This is a genomic window from Kitasatospora sp. NPDC058965 (genome assembly GCF_042741245.1).
GTDB lineage: Bacteria > Actinomycetota > Actinomycetes > Streptomycetales > Streptomycetaceae > Kitasatospora.
In genome coordinates, this window is the sequence record NZ_JBHYKG010000034.1 from 18744 (window position 1) to 41842 (window position 23099).

The 23099-nt window shown below is 72.7% G+C and carries 18 protein-coding genes and 3 pseudogenes; 11 read left to right on the forward strand and 10 right to left on the reverse strand.

The annotated features are described in order from the left end of the window. The first annotated feature begins 191 nt into the window (after nucleotides 1-191). From mhpD to dmpG, 3 genes are read left to right on the forward strand one after another with little or no spacing between them, the layout of a single operon-like run. Nucleotides 192-986: a 2-keto-4-pentenoate hydratase gene (mhpD, locus tag ACFW1A_RS08780; RefSeq protein ID WP_380406503.1), complete on the forward strand. Its 795-nt coding sequence runs from the start codon at nucleotides 192-194 to the stop codon at nucleotides 984-986. Next, on the forward strand, nucleotides 983-1930 hold the full coding sequence (locus ACFW1A_RS08785; protein WP_380406506.1) for an acetaldehyde dehydrogenase (acetylating): 948 nt from the start codon (nucleotides 983-985) through the stop codon (nucleotides 1928-1930). The genes mhpD and ACFW1A_RS08785 overlap by 4 nt, the downstream gene beginning before the upstream one ends. Then, nucleotides 1927-2943, forward strand: a complete 1017-nt coding sequence (gene dmpG, locus ACFW1A_RS08790) for a 4-hydroxy-2-oxovalerate aldolase (RefSeq protein ID WP_380406509.1) — start codon at nucleotides 1927-1929, stop codon at nucleotides 2941-2943. The genes ACFW1A_RS08785 and dmpG overlap by 4 nt, the downstream gene beginning before the upstream one ends. Nucleotides 2944-3058: 115 nt before the next feature. On the opposite strand, the gene ACFW1A_RS08795 is transcribed toward dmpG, so the two are convergent. Continuing rightward, the gene (locus tag ACFW1A_RS08795; protein WP_380406512.1) at nucleotides 3059-3382 is read right to left on the reverse strand and encodes a hypothetical protein; all 324 of its coding nucleotides are present in this window, start codon (nucleotides 3380-3382) and stop codon (nucleotides 3059-3061) included. 117 nt (nucleotides 3383-3499) lie between these two features. Between ACFW1A_RS08795 and ACFW1A_RS08800 the strand changes: the two genes are divergently transcribed. Further along, on the forward strand, nucleotides 3500-4144 hold the full coding sequence (locus tag ACFW1A_RS08800; RefSeq protein WP_380406515.1) for a TetR/AcrR family transcriptional regulator: 645 nt from the start codon (nucleotides 3500-3502) through the stop codon (nucleotides 4142-4144). 44 nt (nucleotides 4145-4188) lie between these two features. Here the strand turns inward: ACFW1A_RS08800 and ACFW1A_RS08805 are convergent, their stop codons facing one another. Both ACFW1A_RS08805 and ACFW1A_RS08810 read right to left on the reverse strand, forming a co-directional pair. Then, nucleotides 4189-4842: a DUF2993 domain-containing protein gene (locus ACFW1A_RS08805; RefSeq protein ID WP_380406518.1), complete on the reverse strand. Its 654-nt coding sequence runs from the start codon at nucleotides 4840-4842 to the stop codon at nucleotides 4189-4191. Nucleotides 4843-4970: 128 nt separating this feature from the next. Then, complete coding sequence (locus ACFW1A_RS08810; RefSeq protein WP_380406521.1) at nucleotides 4971-6446, reverse strand: protein kinase; 1476 nt, start codon at nucleotides 6444-6446, stop codon at nucleotides 4971-4973. A gap of 429 nt (nucleotides 6447-6875) precedes the next feature. Between ACFW1A_RS08810 and ACFW1A_RS08815 the strand changes: the two are divergent. Further along, nucleotides 6876-7960 (forward strand): annotated as a pseudogene (locus ACFW1A_RS08815) (SpoIIE family protein phosphatase); the annotation flags it as partial. A 68-nt stretch (nucleotides 7961-8028) separates the two neighbouring features. Here the strand turns inward: ACFW1A_RS08815 and ACFW1A_RS08820 are convergent. The 5 genes from ACFW1A_RS08820 to ACFW1A_RS08840 all read right to left on the reverse strand — a co-directional run bounded on the left by ACFW1A_RS08820 (nucleotide 8029) and on the right by ACFW1A_RS08840 (nucleotide 14165). Further along, nucleotides 8029-9588, reverse strand: coding sequence for an MFS transporter (locus tag ACFW1A_RS08820; RefSeq protein ID WP_380406524.1), 1560 nt, complete (start codon nucleotides 9586-9588; stop codon nucleotides 8029-8031). Nucleotides 9589-9959: 371 nt separating this feature from the next. Further along, nucleotides 9960-10592 (reverse strand): TetR/AcrR family transcriptional regulator, encoded by a 633-nt coding sequence (locus ACFW1A_RS08825; RefSeq protein WP_380406527.1) that lies wholly within the window; start codon nucleotides 10590-10592, stop codon nucleotides 9960-9962. A gap of 160 nt (nucleotides 10593-10752) precedes the next feature. After that, a complete protein-coding gene (locus ACFW1A_RS08830; RefSeq protein WP_380406530.1) occupies nucleotides 10753-11907 on the reverse strand; it encodes an amidohydrolase family protein in 1155 nt (384 codons plus the stop codon). Between the two features lie 411 nt (nucleotides 11908-12318). After that, nucleotides 12319-13035 (reverse strand): flavodoxin family protein, encoded by a 717-nt coding sequence (locus ACFW1A_RS08835; protein WP_380406533.1) that lies wholly within the window; start codon nucleotides 13033-13035, stop codon nucleotides 12319-12321. Nucleotides 13036-13523: 488 nt separating this feature from the next. Beyond that, nucleotides 13524-14165 carry a TetR/AcrR family transcriptional regulator gene (locus tag ACFW1A_RS08840; RefSeq protein WP_380406536.1) on the reverse strand — a complete coding sequence of 214 codons (642 nt, stop codon included), beginning with the start codon at nucleotides 14163-14165 and terminating at the stop codon, nucleotides 13524-13526. A 118-nt stretch (nucleotides 14166-14283) separates the two neighbouring features. Here ACFW1A_RS08840 and ACFW1A_RS08845 point away from each other — a divergent pair, with 118 nt between their 5' ends. Continuing rightward, nucleotides 14284-14739, forward strand: a complete 456-nt coding sequence (locus ACFW1A_RS08845; RefSeq protein WP_380406540.1) for a PaaI family thioesterase — start codon at nucleotides 14284-14286, stop codon at nucleotides 14737-14739. Nucleotides 14740-14850: 111 nt separating this feature from the next. Here ACFW1A_RS08845 and ACFW1A_RS08850 read toward each other — a convergent pair. Both ACFW1A_RS08850 and ACFW1A_RS08855 read right to left on the reverse strand, forming a co-directional pair. Then, nucleotides 14851-14988 (reverse strand): annotated as a pseudogene (locus ACFW1A_RS08850) (IS5/IS1182 family transposase); the annotation flags it as partial. 38 nt (nucleotides 14989-15026) lie between these two features. After that, nucleotides 15027-15380: pseudogene (locus ACFW1A_RS08855) on the reverse strand (flavodoxin family protein); the annotation flags it as partial. Between the two features lie 143 nt (nucleotides 15381-15523). On the opposite strand from ACFW1A_RS08855, the gene ACFW1A_RS08860 reads away from it, so the two are divergent. The 5 genes from ACFW1A_RS08860 to ACFW1A_RS08880 all read left to right on the forward strand — a co-directional run bounded on the left by ACFW1A_RS08860 (nucleotide 15524) and on the right by ACFW1A_RS08880 (nucleotide 22977). Then, the gene (locus ACFW1A_RS08860) at nucleotides 15524-16051 is read left to right on the forward strand and encodes a hypothetical protein (RefSeq protein ID WP_380406544.1); all 528 of its coding nucleotides are present in this window, start codon (nucleotides 15524-15526) and stop codon (nucleotides 16049-16051) included. Beyond that, nucleotides 16018-17445 (forward strand): hypothetical protein, encoded by a 1428-nt coding sequence (locus ACFW1A_RS08865; RefSeq protein WP_380406555.1) that lies wholly within the window; start codon nucleotides 16018-16020, stop codon nucleotides 17443-17445. Before ACFW1A_RS08860 ends, ACFW1A_RS08865 begins: the two co-directional genes overlap by 34 nt. Next, nucleotides 17442-18893, forward strand: coding sequence for a VWA domain-containing protein (locus ACFW1A_RS08870; RefSeq protein ID WP_380406546.1), 1452 nt, complete (start codon nucleotides 17442-17444; stop codon nucleotides 18891-18893). The genes ACFW1A_RS08865 and ACFW1A_RS08870 overlap by 4 nt, the downstream gene beginning before the upstream one ends. Before the next feature lie 95 nt (nucleotides 18894-18988). After that, the gene (locus ACFW1A_RS08875; RefSeq protein ID WP_380406549.1) at nucleotides 18989-20104 is read left to right on the forward strand and encodes an AAA family ATPase; all 1116 of its coding nucleotides are present in this window, start codon (nucleotides 18989-18991) and stop codon (nucleotides 20102-20104) included. Between the two features lie 71 nt (nucleotides 20105-20175). Next, nucleotides 20176-22977, forward strand: a complete 2802-nt coding sequence (locus tag ACFW1A_RS08880; RefSeq protein WP_380406551.1) for a hypothetical protein — start codon at nucleotides 20176-20178, stop codon at nucleotides 22975-22977. The last annotated feature ends 122 nt before the right edge of the window (nucleotides 22978-23099 follow it).

Here is a 23099-nt window from a genome sequence, read left to right on the forward strand (position 1 = left end):
GACGGTCACCGCGCCACCGGTGCGGTGCCGTCCCCGCCCGACCCGGTGCTCGCGGCGCACACCCGCACCCGACGGAGACCGGCGAACCGTCACCGCTCCCCACCACCCCGCAACCATCCCCGGAGGTCACCCTCGTGCTCGGCTCCGCACCACCCCACCGACCCCTGCCGGATCCGACTCGGCCCGCCGGCGTGGCCAAGGCGGCCGCTCTCCTGGAGGGCGCCGCCCGCACCGGCATCCCGTGCGCCCCGGTACGCACGCTGCTGCCCGAGGCCGACATCGAGGCCGCCTACGCCGTGCAGCAGCTCCATGTCGACCTCGGCGTCAGCGCCGGGCGACGGCTCGTGGGCCGCAAGGTCGGCCTGACCTCGCCCGCCGTGCAGCGCCAACTCGGCGTCGGCCAGCCGGACTTCGGCGCCCTGTTCGCCGACATGGCGGTGCCCGAGGGACAGCCGGTCGCCCCCGGCCGACTGCTCCAGCCGAAGGTCGAGGCCGAAGTCGCCCTGGTGCTCGGCGCCGACCTGCCGCACCGCGATGCGACCGTCGCCGACCTGCTGCGCGCCACGGCGTTCGCGCTGCCCGCCCTGGAGATCGTCGACAGCCGCATCGCCGACTGGGACATCACCATCGTCGACACCGTCGCCGACAACGCCTCCTGCGGGCTGTACGTCCTCGGCGGCACCCCGGTGCCGCTGGACCGGGTCGACCTGCGGGCCGTGACCATGACGCTCACCAGGAACGGCGAACAGGTCTCGCGGGGCACCGGGGCCGACTGCCTGGGCAGCCCGCTCACCGCCGCCCTCTGGCTCGCCTCCACCCTCGCCGGGCTCGGCGACCCGCTGCGGGCCGGCGACCTCGTCCTGACCGGCGCGCTGGGCCCGATGGCCGCTGCCGCCGCGGGCGACGAGTTCACCGCCGTCATCGAAGGACTGGGCACGGTCACGACCGCGTTCGCGCCCGCCGCCACGGAAGGAGCCCTCGCATGACCACGAAGGTCGCCGTCATCGGGTCCGGCAACATCGGCACCGACTTGATGATCAAGATCCTGCGGCTCTCCGAGTCCCTGGAGATCGCCGCGATGGTCGGGATCGACCCCGACTCCGACGGCCTGGCCCGCGCCCGCCGCCTGAAGGTCGCCACCACCCACGAGGGCGTGGACGGCCTGGTGGAACTGGACGAGTTCGCGGACGTGCAGATCGTCTTCGACGCCACCTCCGCCGGAGCGCACCGCCGCCACGACGAGGTGCTGCGCGCGCTGGGGCGCACCGTCGTCGACCTGACGCCCGCGGCGCTCGGCCCGTACGTCGTCCCGCCGGTCAACGGCGACGCCCATCTCGACGCCCCCAACGTCAACATGGTCACCTGCGGCGGCCAGGCCACCATTCCGGTCGTAGCCGCGGTCTCGGCCGTGACTCCCGTCCACTACGGCGAGATCGTCGCCTCGATCTCCTCGCGCTCCGCGGGCCCCGGCACCCGGGCCAACATCGACGAGTTCACCGAGACGACGTCCTCGGCCGTCGAGAAGGTGGGCGGCGCCTCCCGCGGCAAGGCGATCATCGTCCTGAACCCGGCCGAGCCGCCGCTGATCATGCGCGACACCGTGTACTGCCTGGTCGGCGACTGCGACGACGCCGCGGTGACCGACTCGGTCGAGCGGATGGTCGCCCGGGTCCAGGCGTACGTCCCCGGCTACCGTCTCAAGCAGAAGGTGCAGTTCGACCGCGTCGCCGCCGACGACCCGCTCCGATCCCTGCTGCCCGCGCCCTCCCGCACCGGTGACGCCGCGAAGGTGTCGGTGTTCCTGGAGGTGGAGGGGGCCGCCCACTACCTGCCCGCCTACGCCGGCAACCTCGACATCATGACCTCGGCAGCCCTGCGCACCGCCGAACGCATGGCCGCCCTCCGCGCCCCGGAGGTGGCGACGCGATGACCCCCCTCTACGTCCAGGACGTGACCCTGCGGGACGGCATGCACGCCGTACGCCACCGCTACACCGTCGACCAGGCCCGCACCATCGCCACTGCCCTCGACGCGGCCGGCGTGGCCGCGATCGAGATCGCCCACGGCGACGGCCTGTCCGGCTCCAGCATCACCTACGGCGTCGGCGCCCACACCGACTGGGAGTGGATCGCCGCCGTCTGCGACAGCGTCCACCACGCGGTGCCCACCACCCTGCTGCTGCCCGGCATCGGCACCCTGCACGACCTGCGGCGGGCCCAGGCCCTCGGCATCCGCTCGGTGCGCGTCGCCACCCACTGCACCGAGGCCGACATCTCCGCCCAGCACATCGACGCCGCCCGCGGCCTGGGCATGGACGTGGCCGGCTTCCTGATGATGTCCCACCTGGCCGAGCCTGCCGAACTCGCCCGGCAGGCCAAGCTGATGGAGTCCTACGGTGCCAACTGCGTCTACGTCACCGACTCCGGGGGCCGCCTCACCATGGACGGCGTGCGCGACCGCCTGCGCGCCTACCGCGACGTCCTGACCTCCGACACCGAGCTCGGGATCCACGCGCACCACAACCTGGGCCTGGGCGTCGCCAACTCCGTCGTGGCCGTGGAGAACGGCGTCACCCGCGTCGACGCCTCCCTGGCCGGCCAGGGAGCGGGCGCCGGCAACTGCCCGCTGGAGGCGTTCGTGGCGGTCGCCGACCTGATGAACTGGGAGCACGGCTGCGACCTGTTCCCGCTGATGGACGCCGCCGACGACGTGGTCCGCCCGCTGCAGGACCGCGAGGTGCGCGTCGACCGCGAGACGCTCACCCTCGGCTACGCGGGCGTGTACTCCAGCTTCCTGCGCCACGCCGAGACCGCCGCCCGCCGCTACGGCCTGGACACCCGCACGATCCTGGTCGAGGTCGGGCGGCGCAAGATGGTCGGCGGCCAGGAGGACATGATCACGGACATCGCGCTCGACCTCGCGGCGGCCGCTTCCGCGGGCTGACCCGGGAGTGCTCGGAACCAAGGTCCGTCGCCGGTGAGCGGAGACGGCACCACCACCTTCAGGAGCCGGACTCGACGGACGCCCGTCGAGTCCGGTCGGCACGCCCGCCACCTGGTTACTGCGACGCCAGCCAGGCCGCCCCCGCGGAGTGGACGTGCAGGTCGACGACGACCTCCTCGCCCTCCCAGCGGCCGCGCTCCGAGATCTCGAGGCCGATCATCGCCAGATCGCCGGCCCGACCTCGCAGCTCGTACTGCTCACGGGTCTCCTCGCTGACGCCATCTGACTCGTCACGCTCCCAGGCAGCGACCGCGATCTCGGCCACAGCCCTGGGCAGCCGCACCGTGACACGGTCGACCTGGGCGTCAACGTGCCTCCCGATCGCTGCCAGCACCTTCGAGTCTTCCAGGTACCGAACGTACTGCTCCTGATCCGTCACGGGCCGAGACTATCCGGGCTCCCAGGCCTGTCCCGACCGAATTAACCGGCGGCCCCGCGCGGCCGAGGCCCCGTGGCTGATGGCTTCGTCAGTTCTGGGCTCCCCTACAGTTTCCCCATGGACGCATCCCGGACGGCCTCGTCCCCCAAGCCCGACCGCTTCGAGCGGCGCCGCACGCGGACGCGGCGGGCGTTGATCGGTGCGGCACGGCAGATCCTGGCGGAGCAGGGCGGAGCCGCGGTGAGCATCCAGCAGATCGCCGAGCAGGCCGACGTCGGCTTCGGCACCTTCTACAACCACTTCGAGACCAAGGACGCCCTGTTCGACGCGGCGGTGGCCGACGCGCTGGAGGAGTACGGGCAGCTCCTGGACGCCGCGACGGGGGACGTCGCGGACCCGGCGGAACGGTTCGCCGCCAACATCCGGCTGACCCTGGTGCTGGCCGCCACCCACCCCGAGATCACCGGCATCCTGCGGCTGCGCGGCATGCAGCACATCCACGCGTCCGACGGGCTCGGCCCGCGGGCCCTGCGCGACCTCGAACACGGGCGCGCGGCGGGCCGGTTCCGGATCGACGACCCCGTGCTGGTCCTCAGCGCGATCGGCGGAGCCGTTCTCGGCCTGCTGGAGCTGCACACGGTCAAGCGGCTCGACGAGGGCGACGGGACGCGGATGGCCGAGCTGCTGCTGCGCATGCTGGGTCTGCCGGACGAGGACGCACACGAGGTGGCCACCCGCCCGCTGCCGGCCCTGGACCAGTAGCGGGCGGGTGGCCACCGGCCGACTGCGGCGTGGCGGGTCGGGTCCTAGGCAGTGCGGGGCCGCAGCTCGACACCGTGCCCGGACATGTGGGCGACGATGCCGTGGTCGGTGACGGCCACGGACCGCAGCGCGAGCCCTTCGGGCAGGCCGTCGAGCGGGGTTCGGCGCTCCAGGGCCCGCTCCAGCAGGGGCCGTGCGGCCGGGGGCACGTTCTCGGGGAGCAGGACGTCGTCGAGTCCGACCGCGCCCGGACCGGCGACGCCGACGCGGGCGGAGGCCGAAACCTGCCCGAACAGCGGCACCCGGGCGGTCGCCGCCACCCGGTTGTCACCGTCGCCCCGACCGATGGCGACCCCGTAGAAGGCCGAGAGGTCGTCGTACGCAACGGTCGCCGTGACCTCCGCTTCGTCGGCCCGCTCCCCACCGTCCTGCTCCTGGTGCACTCCGCGCAGGTGGACGGCAACGCCTTGGACGGTCAGGACGCGGCCGTCCACATCGGCCGGAACGCGTACGGCGTCGATGTCCGCCCCGGTGACCACTCCTCGGGCCAGTTGCAGCGACACGGGAAAACCGTGCACGTGCACCTCGGGGGCGGATGCGAGCCCGAGGTTCCGGCGAGCCGAGTCGGCGATGCGTTCCTGCGCGTACTGCGCGGCCAGCGTCTCGCCACCGGCGGCGGCGAGCAACGTCAGGGCCACCGCGATCCATCCGTTCCGGCGGCGTTTGAGCCGCGCTGCCCGGCCGTTGCCCGGTCCGTCCACGTTCTCTCTCCTTGCGGTGAATGCCTCGTCCGACCGCGGGGCCGGATCCCGGCGGTGTCGTTCCGTCAGCGATGGATCGGCGGCGGGAGGACCACCGGGCCGGGGCTCGCGGTCGTGCGCGACGCCGAGGGGCTGGGGCTGCTGCTCGTTGCCGCGCTCGTCGGGGTGGCGGGGGGAGTGGCGGACGCCTCAGCATCGGCCCGGGTGGCGAGGAGGACGGTGCCGCCGAGGCTCAGCCGCGTACCGGCGGACGGGGTGGCCGCCGTCACGGTGCCGGCGTCGTCGGCGCTGGAGCCGGGAGCGAGGGCGGCGTTCAGGCCCAGTTCGGCGAGCTCGGCCCTGGCTCGCGCCAGGGTCTTCCCGACCAGGTCTCCGGGGACGGCGACGGTCAGGGTCGGAGTGGTGGTCTCGGCCGTCGGGCGTGGGCTCCTCGGACTGGCGCTACGGCTGGGACGGGTGCTCTCCGCACCGCTGGCGGAGGGTGCCGGCGAAGAAGAGATGCCTGCGGGAGGCGGAGAGGACTGTCCGGTGGGACCGGCCGTGTGCGCGGCGTCCGGCACAGCGGCCATGACGGCGACGGCGGCCACACCCGCGCCGAGCAGGGCCAGGCCTGCGAGCGCGGCCCGCCGGGGCCCCCGGGGCCTGCCGGAGGGCGTGAGCACCGCCGCCGTCCGCTCTTCCTCCGTGAAGTCGTCGCCCGGCGGGGCCACCAGGGCGCTGCGCATGGCCGCGGCGTCGGCGAACCGGTCGTCGGGGTTCTTCGCCATGGCCCGGGCGAGGGCCGCCTCGACGTGCGGGGGCAGGTGCACCCCGAGGTCCCCCGGGGCCGGCGGGTCCGCGCAGATGTGCTGGTAGGCGATGGCGAACGGGCTTTCCCCGGTGAAGGGCTGACGGCCGGTGAGGAACTCGTAGAGCATGCAGCCGGTCGAGTAGAGGTCGGACCGGGCGTCGACGGCTTGGCCCTGGGCCTGCTCGGGGGACATGTACGCGGTGGTGCCGACCGCGCTGCCCGTCCCCGTCACGTTCTCGTCCTGCCCGTCGGAGACGTGGGCGACCCCGAAGTCCATGACCTTGACCAGCCCGTCGGCGGTGATCATGACGTTGGCCGGTTTGATGTCCCGGTGGACCAGGCCGGCCGCATGGGCGCAGGCGAGCGCGTCCAGTGTCCCCGCGACCCAGGCGACCGCTTCCTGCACCGAGGGCGGGGCCGACCTCAACCGTTCGGCGGCCGTGTGCCCCAGGACGTGCTCCATGACCAGGAAGGGGCGCGGGGGCGCGGTCGGGAGCCAGCCGGCGTCGTGGACGGCCGCGACGCACGGGTGGTTGAGGGAGGCGGCCGCACGGACCTCGCGCTGGAAGCGGCTCTGCGCGACGTCGTCGAAGGCGAGCTGCGGGTGCATCAGTTTCACGGCGACCGTGCGGTGCAGGAGCAGGTCGTCGGCCAGCCAGACCTCGCCCATGCCGCCGCGGCCGATCACCTGGCGCAGTGCGTACCGGTCGCCGATCAGACCGGCCCACTCGTCGTAGGGGGTGTACTGCATGGGTTACCTGCGGTCTCTCGGATGGTCGGGCTGACGGGGAGGGCCGGGGGCGGCCTCCGGTACGGGTCGGCGCCGGGCCGCACGGAGCCGCCCCCCGCTCGGATGCCGGGGAAACCGCGCAAGTCTCCGCGGGCCCGTACGGCGTCGTGGACGGGGTCATCGGCCGGGCGAGGGTTGCTGTGGTGCCCCTTGGCGGCCGAACCGGCACGAGAAATGATGAGAAGATCTTAACTGATGAAAGCATCAGTCTTGGCGGCAGCGGGCGTCAAGGGCGAAGTGATGAAGTCATCAGATTCGAGACTTCCTGGTGCGGCGTCAGCGGCACTTCCGAGGACCTCGCGAACACGAGCCCCCTGGAGCGCGGACCGGGACCAGTTGGTCGTGCGTGGGAGCGACGCCCTGCGGAGCGGAAGAACGAGCCGGTCGGGCTACCGGCCGGCCGGCTCGGAGGCCGGAGTGGGCGGCGACTGGTACGATGTCATCCCGCTGTCCGGTGCCCGCGTCGCCCTCGTGGTGGGCGACGTGGTCGGCCACGGTGTCCGCGCCGCCGCCGCGATGGGCCGGCTACGGACCGCGGTGCGCACCTTGGCGGACATCGACCTGCCGCCCGACGAACTCCTCACCCACCCTCGACGACGTCGTGCTGCGCCTGTCCTCCGAGCCTCCGGTGCCCGCGGACGCAGGGACCGAGGGAGACCTCGGCGCCACCTGCCTCTACGCGGTCTACGACCCCGTCTCCCGCCGCTGCAACCTCGCCCGCGCCGGACACGTACCGCCCGTCGTGGTGACCGCGGGCTCAAGGGCGGAGGTCCTGGAGGTGCCCGCCGGCCCGCCCCTGGGACTCGGCGGCCTGCCCTTCGAGGCGGCCGAGGTCGAACTACCCGAAGGCAGCCTGCTCGCCCTGTACACCGACGGCCTGATCGAAGCCCGGGACCGCGACGTCGACGCGGGCCTCACCGCACTCTGGAGGCGCTCTCCGGGCCCGCACCGTCGCTGGAGGGGGTGTGCGACACGGTCGTCGAAACGCTGCTGCGTCCCGACCCGGACGATGACGTCGCCCTGCTCGTGGCCCGCACCCGCGTCCTGGGCACCGAGCGAGTCGCCAGCTGGGACCTGGACAACGACCCGGCGGTGGTCGCCCGGGCCCGTACGGCGGTGTCCGGGCAGTTGGACGCCTGGGGACTGGACGGGCTCGAATTCACCGCCCAACTGGTGGCCAGCGAGCTGGTCACCAACGCCATCCGCTACGGCCGGGCTCCGATCGGGCTACGGCTCATCGTTCCCGAGCCATCAGCCGGGACGGGGAGGACGCCAGCCGTACCGTCCTGTGCGAGGTGTCCGACTCGAGCAACACCACCCCGCACCTGCGCCGCGCCCGGGTGTTCGAGGAGGGCGGTCGTGGCCTGCTGCTGGTCGCGCAGCTCGCAGAGCGCTGGGGCACCCGCCACGCGCACCGGGGCAAGACGGTCTGGGCCGAACTGAAGACGGCCGCGGACTTCCCGTTCGACGCCTGACGGCGACCGCGGGACCGCCCCGCCGGGGATCGGACGGCCCGTCACCGGCAGCGGTACGAGAAGCACGGTCAGTCCGACGTCGGCGGGGTTTTCGGCGCGCGGAACAGGCAGCCGACGGCGGCGGCCAGGACGATGGCGCCGACCACGACGAGCGAGGCCGACAGGCCGTCCATGAAGGCGGCCTTGACGCCGTCGGCCAGAGCCGCTCCCCCGGCGCCGAGTTGCTCGGCGACGTGCAGGCCTGCAGCGGCGGAGTCGCGCGCGGCCGCAGCCGCATCGGCGGGCAACTGATCGAGGGAGGCGGGGAGGCTGGATCGGTAGTGGCTGCCGTAGATCGATCCCATGAGGGCGATGCCGACGGCGGAGCCGACCTCGCGGGTGGTGTCGTTCATCGCGGAGGCGACTCCCTGTTGACCGCGGCCGAGCGAGCCGGTGATGGCGGAGGTGCCCACGGCCCCGGACAGGCCGATGCCGAAGCCCGCCAGGACGAGCCCGCCCAGGAACGGCAGGTAGCCGGAGTCGACGTCGATCCGGGAGATGACGAACAGGCCGGCGCTCAACAGGGCCAGACCGACGGTCATGGTGACCTTCATCCCCACCCGTCGCACCAGGCGGGGGGTGAGCTGCGAGACGGGCAGCACGACCACGGCGACGGGAACGAGGGCAGCGGCGGCCTTGAGCGGGCTGTAGCCGAGGATGAGCTGCAGGTACTGCAGGCCGACGAAGAAGAACCCGAAGACGGCCATGAACTGCACGAGGACGGTGATCGCGCCGGCCCGGAAGCCGCGGATGCCGAACAGGGCGGGGTCGAGGAGCGGGTGCTCGTTGCGCAGGCCGAGCCAGGCGTACGCGGTGAAGGCCAGCACCGTGACGACGAGCGCGGCGATGACCGGGGGCTGCGTCCAGCCCTGCTCGTTGCCCTCGATGATGGCGAAGACCAGGGTGCCGATCCCCAGGGCGGTGCAGACGGCGCCGGGCACGTCGGGCGGCTCGGGGTGCGGGTCCTTGGTGTCGGGCGCCAGGAGGATCGCGGCGAGGGCGGCGACCAGGGCGACCGCGGCGCTGGTGACGAAGATCGACCGCCAGGAGTACCACTCCAACAGCGCCCCCGCGGCGAGCATGCCGAGGATGGCGCCGGCCGCCGCGAATCCCGACCAGGTGGCCACGCCCTTGGCGCGCTGCTCGGGCGGGAAGGCGGCCGTAATGGTGGACAGCGTGCCCGGCATGATCATCGCGGCGCCGAGCCCCATGACGACCCGCCAGACGATCAGCGTGGTCGTGGAGTCGGCGAAGGAACCGGCCAGGGAGGCGGCACCGAAGACCACGGTGCCCGCGACCAGGACGTTGCGGCGCCCGAGGCGGTCACCGATCGCGCCGAGGGGCAGCACGAGCGCGGCCAGGGCGACGGTGTAGGCGTCGGCGATCCAGGTCAGCGAGCTGTTGGTGGCCGACAGGTCGACCGCCAGGTCCGGCAGGGCCAGGTTGAGGGCGGAGACGGAGGCCACGACGAGGACCAGGGCCAGGCACATGGCGGCGAGCACGCCGTTGTGGCCGGCCCGGCCGGTCGCGACGGCGCCGGGGCTCTCCCCGGTGCGGTCGTCGGGCTGGTGGGGCGGGGTGGTGGACATGGGGAACCTGTCTCGGTCGGTGCTGTGCTGAGGGAGCCCGGGGCCGGGCGCGCTGCGGCGCACCGGGCCGCGCGGCAGCAGCGCTCAGGCACGGCACACACTTCGGCGCCGGGCGTGTTCGTGCCGCTGTCGCCTTCCGGGCCGTCGGCGCAGCGCCGCCCGGCTCCGGCCGGGGTGCCGAACCGCCCGCTGCCGGGAAGGGCCGGCCTGGGCGGCACCTGCGGAGGGAACAGGACGGGCCGGAGGGCGGAAGCCGTGTCCGGGTACGGCCGGGCGCGTCGGACGGGTCGGACGGGGCGCCACCGGTGATGCCGGTGGCCGGGACGGTGCGAGGAACGGAACTCGAAGTCGTACGGCCGGGTCGGCCCGGCTCACTCCTCCTTTCTCGCCGCCATGCGTGTCGCCGCCTCGTAGACGAGCCGGGCGTGCAGTTCGAACATCGCGACCAGGTCGACGGCGTCTCCGTGGATCTCGCGCTGGACGAACAGTCCGTCGGCACCGGCGACGGCGTAGGCCGTGAGCAGGCGGACGGACTCCTCGCCGAGGTCCGGGACGAGCGCCTGGGCCATCTCGGCGATCTTCGCGCCCGCGATCTCGCGGACCTCGAGGAACACCGTCCGGCCCCGAGGCTCCGTGGGGCGCCGCTCCAGCGCGAGCATCAGCCCGAGCCGGAGGAAGTCGGGGGCGTCGATCAGTGACTTCGCCACGCTCGCCGCCATGGCGGTGACCCGCTCCAGCGGGGTGCCCGCGTCTTCGCCCGGGAGCTCGACGGCGGCGAGCCACGTCGCGAAGCTGCGTTCGATGACCGCGGCGATGAGGTCGTCCTTGTCCTTGAAGTGCCAGTAGATCGAGCTGGCGGGCAGCCCGCACTTCGCGCTGACGGCCGCGATCGAGGTGCCCTCGTACCCGCGCTCGCCCGCGATCTCCACGGCGGCGTCCAGGATGCGCTGCCGCGACTCCACCCCGTTCGCGCGCTTCTTGCGGGTCGTCTGCGGCCCGGCCATGGCGGGTGCCTCCTCGTGTGCGGGTGCGCTCGGCTGTCGTCGACGGCGATCCTACTGCAGCGCCCACTCCAATTGGAGTGACCACTACAGCAAGTGTCGCACAGCGCGCCCGCCGGCGCGGCCCACCCGCCGGACCGGCCGGCCCTGCTCGGCTCGGGGTTCAACCCGTGCGAGCTCCGAGCCGCGCCGCCAGGGCCGGGAACTGGGCCAGCGCGTTGCCCCGCTCGACGGCCAGGCGCTCGCCGGAGTCGAACGTCTCGTCCAGCTGGGGCGCGGGATCCCCGACCCCCGGGAACAAGGGGCCACTGAAGGGCCAGTCGGTGGCGAACAGGATGTGCCCGGTGCCGGCCAGCTCCCGCACCGACTTCATCGCTTGGGGCGCCGGGGAGAGCGCCGTGTCGTAGAAGAGGCCGCGGAAGTACGGGCTGCTGTCCGCGGCCCCGGAGTCGCCGAACTGCTGGGCGAGCGCGGGGGTCAGCGTCAACAGGCTGGCGCGATAGGAGAGGTAGGGCAGCGTGCCGCCGGCGTGGGCGGCCAGCCAGCGGATCCGCGCGTGCCGCCCGTAGACGCCCTTGTAGAGCATGTTGACCAGCGCCCGCGTGGTGTCGAACGTGAACTCGTAGAGGAACGGCGGCAGTCCCAGGTCGGGATAGGCGGCGGGGGTCACCGGGTGGACGAACACCATCGCCCGCAGGTCGTCGAGTTCGCGCAGCAGCGGCTCGAGGACGGGGTCGCCCAGGTAGGTGCCGCCGTAGCTGCTGAACAGGCCCACGCCGTCCAGCCCGAGTTCGCGCACCGCCCGCCGGGCCTCCAGCACCGCGTCGCCCACGTCCTTGGCGGTCACCTTACGGCCCAGCGGCAGAACCGCGAAGCCGCCGAAGCGCCCCTGGCGGTAGGCAGATCCGTGCACGAGCTCGCTGCTCATGTAGGTGTTGAGGCGCTGCGCCATCGCCAGCCGGTCGGCGGCGGCGTCCAGGTAGGTGACCCCCGGCTCGGAGACGGAGACCACCTGCGCCTCGATGCCGTAGCGGTTCATGAAGTCGACCGCGAGCGCCGGACTCCACAACGGCACCGGCACTCCGCCGATCTCGGTGACACCGTGCGCGGCGAGGGACTGCCGGTAGAAGTCCGGGACCAGGTGGCAGTGCACGTCGATGCGGTCCCGGCCGCGCGGTGCGGGCGCCTTCGGCGTCGGGCCGGGCGATGCCGCGCGGGCCGGTGCCGTGTCGAGCGCCGTGGCAGTGACGGCGAGCGGCAGGGCGGCCCGGAGGAGCCGCCTCCGCCCCAGGCCCTGAGCGTTTCCGGCTTCGGTCATGTGCGGACACCTCACTGTGGGCAGCGGGACGCCGGCATGAACTCTCGGCGGACTGGCGTCGACACCGAGCAGGCATGCCGAACCGGCGGGTCGGCACTGCTGCGGACACGCCCGTTCATGTAGCGACCACTACAGAGTCCTGTAGTGGTCGATACAGTAAAAGGAGAGAGAAGCAGGGTCAATGGGACGGGACACAGCGACATTCCGGTCCACGGATCCATTCAGGCCTCACCGCCCGCGGCCACCCTCCCGATGCAGGCCGGTCCGCCGCCTTGCCAACGCCTCACGCATGAACTGTTTGGACGGGTCCGGCGCCGTACGGATGAAGGGCCGAGACCTCAATCAAGACCAGTCGGCCGGAACGACCGCTCCACGACAATCCCGCCCCGACGGCAGGTCCGACGAAGAGCCCTACCGGTGCTCGGGGTTCTCGAAGTCGAAGCGGCACCCCGCGTCCCACTCCGAGCGCTGGTTGCCGTGCGCCGGGATGCCGCCCGCATCCTTGAGCATCCGGGCCAGGTGCAGTTGGTTCCACGTCATGAACGTGGTGTTCCGGTTGGTGAAGTCGTTCTCCGGGCCGCCGGAGCCCTCGTCCAGGTAGGACGGCCCCGGCCCGGCCTCGCCGACCCAGGCGGCGTCGGCCTGCGGCGGGATCGTGAAGCCCAGGTGCTGGAGGCTGTAGAGCACGTTCATCGCGCAGTGCTTGGCGCCGTCCTCGTTGCCGGTGATCAGGCAACCGCCGACCCGGCCGTAGTAGGCGTACTGGCCGCGGTCGTTGAGGACCGACGAGCAGGCGTAGAGCCGCTCGATCACCCTCTTCATGACGGAAGAGTTGTCGCCGAGCCAGACAGGTCCGGCCAAGGTAAGAATGTCCGCGGCCATGACCTTCGAGTAGATGACGGGCCACTCATCGGTCTCCCATCCGTGCTCCGTCATGTCCGGCCACACACCGGTCGCGATGTCGATGTCTACCGCGCGCAGCACCTCGACCTCGACGCCCTGGCGCTCCAGGATCCCGGTGCTGATGTCGATCAGCCCCTGGGTGTGGCTCCGCTCCGGCGAACGCTTGAGGGTGCAGTTGATCACCAAGGCGCGGAGATCACGGTAGGACGGGCCGGTGTCGGTCATCGATGCGTCCCCTTGCGGACGAGTGGGTGGTCGGCCGGCGTAACACCCGGCTGCAGACGTCGGTGGGGCCCCTGGGCGGTTCGGCCGAGAATCCCGTCTACTGTCTCGCCTCTCCGGGCGGAAGGACGGGTCGCCGCGCCAACGGTCGCGGAGTCGGCCACCCGATCACCCGCATGGCCCCGCACCGATGACAGGTATCCCCGAATCAGCTCGGCAGAACACCTGGCGCCCTACCTGACCTGCAATTATCAGAGTGGTGATTCCGGCGAATCCGTGTCAGGTGATGTCCAGCGACATGGTGGGCTGCGACTCCAGCAACGGGACCTGCACGGCAAGCACTGGCCCTGCTGGTGACTCCGGTGGCGATCGGGCCGGACCAGCTCGCTGAGGTTCGGGAACCCTCCTGAAGCTACCGACCACCATGACAATCGCTCGGATGCCCGCGCGGTTCACGGGACTCCCCCTCGGGCCGCAGCCGGTTCGCCCCTCTATGAACGGAAGCGGTGCAGGAAGGTCTCGACGAGGAAGCGGGCCAGGTCGGTGAGCCGCTCCGGGGGGTAGGTGGCGGGGTCTCGCAGGAGCAGTCGGCCGCCGTCCTCGAACGTGGTGAGCAGGACGTGGGCGAGGAGGTCGACGTCAACACCCGCGGCGCCGGGCCGGTCCTGGAGGAGCTGGCGGACGGCCTCGGCGAAGCGGGCTCGGATGTCGGCCTCGGCAGCCTCCTTGTACTTGCGCACCGGCGCGGGTGAGGTGTCGACGGGCAGCAGGATGGCGCGCCAGCGTGCGGGGTGAGCGAGCACGGCGTCGTAGAAGCCGCGGGCGACGGCGGTGAAGGTGTCGGCGGGGTCGGCGTCGGCCAGGTCGGCGGTGATGACGCCGGCGAGCTGGGCAAGGGCGCGCTCCCCCTCGCGTTCGAGCAGGTCGCGAAGGAGGTGGTCGGAGTCGGTGAACTGGCCGTAGACCACCGGCCGGGTGACGCCGGCGAGGCGCGCGACGGCGTCGACGGACACGGCGGCGACGCCACTGGTGTTGATGATCTCCAGTGCGGCATCGAGCAGTTGCTCGCGGCGCTCGGCCGGGGGCAGCCGCGGAGCGTAGGGCCGCTTGGGGGTGGTCTGCGCTCTGGCCATGTCCCGGATCGTACCTTGCGAAGCTACACAGCTGAAGCTACGGTACTGAAGCTACAAATCCGTAGCAATTGCCGGAGACCCGACGACGCACACCGACGAAGACCGGAGCCTGACGCACATGCACGACCAGACCACGCCCCCCTTCCCCCAGGAGATCCTGGACCAGTGGGCCGCCACGGGCATCGACCTGCCGGCCGTCTTCTCGCTGGGCGCGCTCTGCGACCGGATGGGGATCCGCATCCAGGAGGCCTCCGCCGACCGCGTCGTCGGCACGCTCCCCGTCGAGGGCAACACCCAGCCCTACGGTCTCCTTCACGGCGGGGCCTCGGCCGTCCTCGCCGAGAGCCTCGGCTCGACGGCGGCGGCACTGCACGGCGGCCCCACCAAGTACCCCGTCGGAGTCGACCTGAACTGCACCCACCACCGCAGCGTCCGCTCCGGCCTGCTGACCGGAGTCGCCACCGCCGCACACCTCGGCCGCACCATGGCGACCTACGAGATCGTCATCACCGACGAGACCGCCCGACGGGTGTGCACCGCCCGCCTCACCTGCCTCTTGCGCACCGCCGGCTGACCGCACGCCCGAGGCCGCCGCTGCAGCGCCGACCGCATCAACAGCCGCTTCGGGCAGGCCCGGTGACCTCCGCAGCCGGGGCAGGAAGGCCGGTAGGACGACGCCCGGCTTTTCCACGTCGATGCCGAGTCGTGCTCCGTGTTCGACGGCCTGGGCCTTGTGGCCGGCATCGACCCATGCCTTGGTGATCGTGGGGTGGGTGACGGCGAGTCGGGTGCGGAGCTGCTTGCCGGCTTCGTTGTCGGAGAGGCTCGACCTCCTTCTGCTCGTCATGGTCACCGCGGCCGGCGCTCCGACAACGCCGCCGGGACTGACCGAGTGTTCCCCCCGCCCCACACCGGTCCGGCCAGCGTGAGGATGTCCGCGCCCATCGCCTGGGAGTGGACCGCCGGCCGGTCGTCCGTCTCCCAGCCGTGCTCGGTCATGTCCGGCCGGACGCCCGTGGCGAGGTCCAGGTCGACCGCGCGCAGGACGTCGACGGTGACGCCCTGGCGCTCCAGGATGCCGGTGCTGAGGTCGATCAGGCCCTGGGTGTGGCTCCGTTCCGGGGAGCGCTTGAGGGTGCAGTTGATGACCAGGGCGCGCAGGTCCGAGTAGCCCGTCACCGAGCCATTGCAGCAGGTGGGCGGCCCGGAGGGCAGTAGGCATGAGGCGGCGTCAGCCGTCCGGACCAGCTTCGCGCGTTGTCGGTGGGCCCCGATAGGTTCTTCACATCGCGCCGGTCCGGCGTGGTGAATCCCCCTCAGCGGTGCGCCGCTTTGCCGTGCCCGAAGGAGCTGGTGTGGTGTCAGGGTCGTCAGACTGGGAGCGCTGGGAGGGATCGAGCGCCGCGCGCGTCGTCCCGCCCGCGCGGGTGCGGAAGTTGGCCAAGGTGCCGTTCGTCGAACTGGCGGACGGACGGCTGCAGGGGGTGGTGTCGAGCGGCTCGGACATCGAGCGGGTCTATGTCTCCTCGGTGGCGGCCGGCGACCACGCCTTCGCCTGCAGCACCAACAACAACCGGCCCTGCGGCGGGGCGCGCGGCAGCTTCTGCAACCACATCCTCGCGCTGGTGGGCGAGGCGGTGCTGCAGTACGGGGGCCAGCGGGTGGCCCGGTACCTCAGGGTCGAGCTCGCGGACGCCGAGCCCACCGCCGCGCAGCTGACCAGCGCGATGCGGGCGGCCCGACCGAGCGCGGTGCCCGGCAAGGAGCTGGCGGCCGCGGTGTTCAACCGGTTCCTGCGCCACCTGGCCTACTTGGAGCTGGCGCCGAGCACGGAGCCGCTGCCCGAGCTGCACTGGTTCCCGCCGACCCGGACGGCGGTGGCCTGATGCGCACCGATCTGCTGACCGAGCCGGTCTCCGGGCTGGCCGAGGTCCTCACCGCCGTCGACACCTTCGACCGCACGCTCGTCGGCGGCCTGGTCCGCCCGCAGCCGGCCCAGGCGGCCGCGCTGGCGGAGTTCGCCGACGCGCTGACGGGCAGTCCGCTGGCCGGCGCCGTCGCCGAGGCGGCCGAGAAGGCGGCGGCCGGCGGCGCGGGCGAGGAGCACCTGGTGCTGCTGGCGGCCGCGCGCACCGCGCTGCTGGGGGCGGCGCACGACGCGCTCGCGGCGGTCGTCGCGCAGGCGACCGGGCGGCCCGACGCCGCCGAGCCGTACCCGGCGCCGGAGCCCGCCGCTGCCGTCAACGTCCTTGCGGCCGCGCGCTCGTGGCTCTGCGACCTGGCCCGTGCCGGGTGGCAGGGCATCCACCACGAGCTGGTCGCGGACGCCGCGCCCGTGGTCTCGGCGATGCTGCCCGATCCGGCGCTGCGCCGCCTGGCGGTGCTGCTGGACGGATTCGCCGCCGAGCTCGCGGCCAGTTGCCCGGGTGCGACGCTGGAGCGGATCCCGGTGCGCCGCTGGGCCGACCTGTGGGCGCGTGGGCTGCTGCTCGCCCAGCCGGGCGCCCTCGCCGCGCCGCCCGCCGGCCCGGTGAGCGGGCGACTGCTGCCGCTCGGCGTGGACCTGCACGAGCACGCCACCGCCGCGCAGGCCCAGGTGCACGGCGTGTTCGAGCCGGCCGACGGGGGCCCGGCGCGGCTGGTCCGGGCGAGCGTCGCGGTGCCGAAGCCGGACACCGTGGTCGGGGCGGGGGTCTGGCAGTTGCTGCGGCCGCGGCTCTCGCTGCTGGCGGCGGCGGGCGAGGGCCGCGCGATGGAGCTGACCGGGATGACGCTCACGGCGGCGGGCGACCTGCACTGGCAGGACGAGCTCGCCAAGGCCGGCGAGCCGGCCGACCCGTTCGTCACCGCGCGGGTCGCGCTGGCCACCGCACAGGCGGCCGGGACACCACCGCTGGAGCGGCACCCGGCGCGGCTGGCCGAGCCGGTCTTCCTGGAGGGTTACGCGGTCCACCAGGACGGGGACGAGGACGGCTTGAGGTTCGAACTCGCGGGCCACCGGCTGCTGGTGGACACCGACCGGATCCCGGTCGCCGGTCCGCTCACGCCGGAGGTCGTCGCCGCCTCCACCTCGTGCATCGGGCTGCTGCGCTGGGACGCGGGGCGTTTCGTGCTCCAGCCGCTGGCCGTGGAGACGGTGGTCAGGAAGAAGACGGTCGCGGTGCACGGCGGGGCCTGGGCTGGCGGCACGACGGACAAGGTCGGGGTGAAGGCGGAGAAGACCGCCACCGACGCGGTCGCGGTGCTGCGCGAGCGAGCGGGAAGGCTGCTGCGGAAGTGACGGAGACTTCGCTGGAGAACCGCCGCCAGGTGCTCTACTGGCGGCTGCTGGCCCGCCTGTTCGACCACGATGAGCAGGCGGCGCTGGAGTCGGCGAGCCTCGCGGTGGTCGAGGACGCGGGGCTGCCGGCCGCGCTGCTGGACCCGGGTGCGTCGGTGGACGCGATCGTGCAGCGCCACCCGGAGCTGGCTACCGAGTTCGAGGGGCTGATGCTCCCGTCGGCGGACGGAACCGCAGAGGGCAAGGACGACAGCCGGGCCGCGGACGAGGGCGAGGACGGGAGCACGGACGAGGCCGAGACCGAGGCCGGGGGCGGGAGCGCGGGGCGTGACCGTGAGGCCGAGGTGCGGCGGGCAGCGCTGGCCGCCAAGGTGCTGCTGAACGTCTTCGCCCCCGCCCGCGGCACGGTGTCGGCCGGTCAGCTGGCGCAGTGGCAGTCGGACGCGGGATGGCTGGAGCGGGCCTTCGGCTGCCCGCCCGGTGCGCTGCGCGGCCGGGCGGCGGGCGGCTCGGGGACCGGGGTCGGCATGCCGTCCCCGGACCTGGCCCGGCTGATCCCGCCGATCGGGCCCGAACTCGGCGCGATCGAGGCCGACCTGGTGAAGCGGATGCACCTGCGCGAGGTGCTCGCCGATCCGAAGCTGGCCGCCCAGCTGACCCCGAGCATGTCGCTGATCGAGCAGCTGCTGCGGGACAAGAACAACCTGTCGGGCGTCGCGCTGGCCAACGCGAAGGCGCTGATCCGGCGGTTCGTGGACGAGGTCGCGGAGGTGCTGCGCACCCAGGTGGCCAAGAGCACGGTCGGCGAGCTGGACCGCTCGGTGCCGCCGAAGCGGGTGTTCCGCAACCTGGACCTGGACCGGACGATCTGGAAGAACCTGACCAACTGGAGCCCGGAGGAGGAGCGGCTCTACGTTGATCGGCTGTACTACCGCCACACTGTACGGCGCACCACGCCGGCAAGGTTGATCGTCGTGGTTGATCAATCCGGGTCAATGGTTGACTCGATGGTCAACTGCACGATCCTCGCGTCAATCTTTGCCGGTCTGCCCAAGGTTGACGTCCACCTTGTCGCGTATGACACCCAGGCTCTTGACTTGACTCCGTGGGTGCACGACCCGTTCGAGACGCTGCTCCGCACCAAGCTGGGCGGCGGCACCGACGGCCGGGTGGCCATGACGCTGGCCCAGCCGAAGATCGCCGAGCCGCGCAACACCGTGGTGGTCTGGATCTCCGACTTCTACGAGTGGCAGTGCGAGGAGCTCTTCGAGCAGATGGCCGCGATCCACCGCTCCGGCGCGAAGTTCATCCCGGTCGGCTCGGTCACCAGCGCCGGCCGGGGCAGCGTGAACCCCTGGTTCCGCGAGCGGTTCAAGGACCTCGGCACCCCGGTGCTCTCCGGTCACATCCGCAAGCTCGTGCACGAGCTCAAGACCTTCCTCGCCTGACGCGGGGCCGGCCAAGCCCCGGCGCCCACCACACCCGTCCCGGCCCACCCCGGCCGACTCCCTGACCTCCCCTCATGCACCGAAAGGCCACCACCATGACCGACCTCCTGCGCGCCCCCGCCGAGCTCAAGTACGCCGACGAGCTGGACTGGCTGGAGTCGATCGACGACTCCCCCAAGCCGTTCAGCTGGCGGCTGTCCCCCAAGATGGTCCGCCTGTTCGTCCTCGGGTCCGAGCGCGCCGACGGCCTGGACCGCGAGATCGAGCAGAAGTGGTTCGGCGACCGCAGCATCGTCGAGCGCGCCATCGTCACCCTGGCCTCCGACCGCGGCCTGCTGCTGATCGGCGACCCGGGCACCGGCAAGAGCTGGCTCGCCGAGCTGCTGGCCGCCGCCATCTGCCGCACCTCCACCCAGGTGGTCCAGGGCACCGCCGGCACCACCGAGGACCACATCAAGTACTCGTGGAACGTCTCGATGGTGATCGCCAAGGGCCAGTCCCGCGCGTCGATGATCCCCTCCCCGATCATGACCGCGATGGAGGCCGGCACGATCGGCCGGTTCGAGGAGCTCACCCGCGCCACCAGCGACGTGCAGGACGCACTGATCTCGATCCTCTCCGAGAAGTACATCTCGGTGCCGGAGCTGACCGGCGAGCAGGGCATCGTCTTCGCCAAGCCCGGCTTCTCGGTGATCGCCACCGCCAACAGCCGCGACCGCGGCGTCAACGACCTCTCCTCCGCGCTCAAGCGCCGGTTCAACTTCGTCCGGATCCCGGTGGTGACCGACAAGAAGAGCGAGGCGGAGATCGTCCGCTACCGCACCGAGGAGCTGCTGCGCCGCCACCAGATCGACCTGGAGGTGCCGCCGACCCTGCTGGACGTGCTGCTGCAGTCCTTCGCCGACCTGCGCGCCTCGGCCGCCGCGGCCGGCAGCGACGACGAGAAGCTGGAGTCGGCGCTCTCCACCGCCGAGCAGATCGGCGTGCTGGAGGACGCGGTGCTGCACAGCAACTTCTTCGGCGAGAAGGCGCTCAGCGCCCGCACCCTGGCCTCCTCGCTGGTCGGCTCGCTGGCCCGGCGCGAGCCGGAGGACCTGGCCATCCTCAACAAGTACCTGCACGGCGTGGTCGAGCCGCGCGGCAAGGAGGAGGGCGGCGACTGGCCGGAGTTCCTGGAGGGCGGCCGCGCGGCGATCGCCAGCCTCTCCTGAGCCGACGCCCCGCTCCACCCGCCACCCCGCCGCACCGCGCCCACTCCGAGCCCCGAGGAGCCCCGGACCTCATGACCACCGCCCAGCCGCCGGTCTTCGACCCACTGCGCGCCCAACTCCAGGAAGCAGCACAGGCGTTCGCCGACGGCCCGGACGCGCTCGGCGACCTGCTGCTCGGCCTCGTCGACGACGTGGACCGCGCGGTGCGCGAGCCGCTGGAGATCTTCCCGGTCTGCCACCACTCCCCCGCCTCGGCCACCGCGATGGCCCGCCGGCTGCGCGAGAAGCAGCCCAAGGTGGTCTACCTGGAGCTCTGCGAGGACCTGGCCCCGCTCCTCACCGAACTGCGCAACTGCCGCCTGCCGGTGGCCCTGCAGGCCTTCGCGGGCGAGGTGGACGGCTTCCCGGTCGACTGGGCGCCGCTCTCGGTGGTCGCGCCGATCACCGAGGCCTCCGCCGAGTACCAGGCCATCGCCTACGCCCTGGAGACCCCGGACGTGGAGCTGGTCCTGGTGGACCGCTCCAGCGACCACGTCTTCCAGTGGGAGCCGCGCCCGGGTGCCGGCGACCTCCCGCAGGACGAGGAGTCCGCCCTGCACGGCGACGCGGTGGGCGTGGAGATCGGCGACCTGCGGCCCCGGTTCGCCGAGCTGGAGCAGTACCTGCTGCACCACGGCAAGGTGCGGCACTGGTCCGAGTGGTGGCACCAGTACGTCGAACTCCCGCTCGGCGACGCCGATCACGACACCTACCGGCAGGTGATGCTGCTGATCGGCTCGCTCTTCCGCCGCCTGGCCCCGGGCGACTCCCGCCGGGTGCGGGTGGACGAGGACCGCGAGCGGTACATGTGGACCAGGATGCGCGAGCACCTGGCGGCGTCCGGGGCCGATCCGGCCGACTGCCTGTACGTCTGCGGTGCCTTCCACGCGGCCAGCCGGGTGGCCGAGTTCGGCGTGGCCGGCGCCGACACCTTCGAGATCACCGAACGCACCGCCACCACCTGGCAGTACGGCCTGATCCCGTCCAGCCACGCCGCCATCGAGGCCCAGTTCGGACTCGCGGCCGGATCGGTCTCGATCGCCGCCTCGGTCTGGGCGAAGAACCTCAAGCGCACCGGCGTACGGCCGTTCCGCCTCGCGGGCCAGGCCGGCGCCGCCAAGAAGGGCACCCAGAAGAAGGCCACCGCCAAGCAACCCACCAAGCAGCTCACCGCCAAGGCGCCGCTCCCCGCCCTGCCGCCCGCCGACCGGCTCACCGGCTTCCTGCAGCGCCCGCCGGTGCTCGACGCGCTGGACGAGGCCGAACTCCTCGGCTGGTCCGTGGACATCGTCCGCGCCGCCCGCCGCAACGGCTACCTCGCCTCCACCGCCGACGCCATCGCCGTCTTCGAGACCTCCATCCTGCTGGCGGGCCTGCGCGACCGGGCCCGCCCCACCCCCTACGACTTCCAGGACGCGGCGGTCACCTGCATCGAGAAGGACGCAGTCCCGGGCCGGCGGGACGTGGGGCGACTGGTCGAGGTCATGATGGGCGGCGACCGGGTCGGCCAGGTCGGCTACGCGTCGCTGCCGCCGCTGGCCCGCGACGTGCACGACCGGCTCGCCCCGCTCGGCCTGAACCTCCAGCAGCGCGGGGTGAAGCGGGCTCTGCTCGACCTGGCCGGCCAGCCCGAACTGGCGCCCTGCTCCGATGCCCTGTGGATCCTGCGGTCGCTGCTGCCGGACGGCGCGGCGCGGACCGTCATGGGCGAGCGGGGGCTCGGCGAACGGTCCCTCCAGGAGTCCTGGGACCTCGCGCTCGGCACCCACCAGCGTGCGCTGATCGAGCTCGGCTACGAGGGCGTGAGCATCGAGCAGGTACTGGAGCAGCGACTGCGCCGCGCGGCCAACGGCCCCCAGACCACCACGGCCGTGGTGCTCGCCGCGGTGGAGGACGCGCTGCGCCTGCTGCGCAGCCGCCGCCTCGCGGACGAGCTCGGCACCAGGGCCCTCCAGGTCCTGGCCGCCGAGCGCAGCGTCGACGGGGCACCCGAAGTCCTGCGCCGGATCCGCCGGTTGCTCGCCCACTACCGGACGAGTGAGCCGGTGCTGCCGGGCTGGATCGAGTCGTTCGTCAAGGCCGGGTACGCGCACTACTGCACCCTGCTCCCGCTCTCGTTCGCCGACGAGCAGGTGACGGTGCGCCAACTCGCCGCCATGCTCGGCTTCCTGTTCAGCATGGAGTCGCTGGCCCTGTCGCTGGGCTGCGACCGGACCCAGCTGGAGCTGGCCGTCGCCCAGTCGCACCCCGAGGACCCGGCGAAGACGGCACTGCTGTGGGCCGCACAGGTCCACCTCGGCACGCTGAGCCGGGCCGAGCTGCGCGAACGTTGCGACGCACTGCTCGGCAACCCCCTCACCCTGCCCGCCTATCCGCAGTACCTGAGCGGCCTGGTGCAGGCCCTGGAGCCGGTGCCCGCACTGACCGACTTCGTGGTGGAGGCGATCTCCCACGCGTTCGGCCGGCTGCCCGACGCGGTGCTGCTGCCCTGGCTGCCGACCCTGATCACCACCCTGCGGGCGGACGGTGCGGAACTCGCGCCGCTGCTCACCCGCGAGGCGGGCCGGATCTTCCCGGCGAAGCTGGCGGCGCTGGACACCTGGACGCCGCCGTGGCTGGCGGAGCCGGCCCCGGTCCGACCCCGGCGCAGCGCCACCGCCACCGGCACGGGCCCGGCCCTGCTGGCGGCGCACCCGGCGAGCTGCGACGCGCTGGCCGCACTGCTCGGCTTCGAGGGGAGTTGGCAGCAGTCGGCCCCGACCGGTCCGGCCCTGCTGGCGCGCCACCCCGGCACGGCCGAGGCGCTGGCCTGCCTGCTGCTGCCGGCGGGGTGAACACCGAGGTGCGGGGCGGGGGTCGTGGCCGACCCCCCCCCCGCACCAGAAGTTGCGTCAAACCGTAATCCCCGTTAGGGGAACCTTACCCGATTGGGCCCCCATCAGTACGCCCAGCACCA

Excerpts from the sequence above, each read along its gene's own strand:
- ACFW1A_RS08785 (WP_380406506.1), top strand. The coding sequence starts at position 983 with ATGACCACGAAGGTCGCCGTCATCGGGTCCGGCAACATCGGCACCGAC.
- dmpG (WP_380406509.1), top strand. The coding sequence starts at position 1,927 with ATGACCCCCCTCTACGTCCAGGACGTGACCCTGCGGGACGGCATGCAC.
- ACFW1A_RS08800 (WP_380406515.1), top strand. The coding sequence starts at position 3,500 with ATGGACGCATCCCGGACGGCCTCGTCCCCCAAGCCCGACCGCTTCGAG.
- ACFW1A_RS08810 (WP_380406521.1), bottom strand. The coding sequence starts at position 6,446 with ATGCAGTACACCCCCTACGACGAGTGGGCCGGTCTGATCGGCGACCGG.
- ACFW1A_RS08820 (WP_380406524.1), bottom strand. The coding sequence starts at position 9,588 with ATGTCCACCACCCCGCCCCACCAGCCCGACGACCGCACCGGGGAGAGC.
- ACFW1A_RS08825 (WP_380406527.1), bottom strand. The coding sequence starts at position 10,592 with ATGGCCGGGCCGCAGACGACCCGCAAGAAGCGCGCGAACGGGGTGGAG.
- ACFW1A_RS08830 (WP_380406530.1), bottom strand. The coding sequence starts at position 11,907 with ATGACCGAAGCCGGAAACGCTCAGGGCCTGGGGCGGAGGCGGCTCCTC.
- ACFW1A_RS08835 (WP_380406533.1), bottom strand. The coding sequence starts at position 13,035 with ATGACCGACACCGGCCCGTCCTACCGTGATCTCCGCGCCTTGGTGATC.
- ACFW1A_RS08840 (WP_380406536.1), bottom strand. The coding sequence starts at position 14,165 with ATGGCCAGAGCGCAGACCACCCCCAAGCGGCCCTACGCTCCGCGGCTG.
- ACFW1A_RS08845 (WP_380406540.1), top strand. The coding sequence starts at position 14,284 with ATGCACGACCAGACCACGCCCCCCTTCCCCCAGGAGATCCTGGACCAG.
- ACFW1A_RS08875 (WP_380406549.1), top strand. The coding sequence starts at position 18,989 with ATGACCGACCTCCTGCGCGCCCCCGCCGAGCTCAAGTACGCCGACGAG.
- ACFW1A_RS08880 (WP_380406551.1), top strand. The coding sequence starts at position 20,176 with ATGACCACCGCCCAGCCGCCGGTCTTCGACCCACTGCGCGCCCAACTC.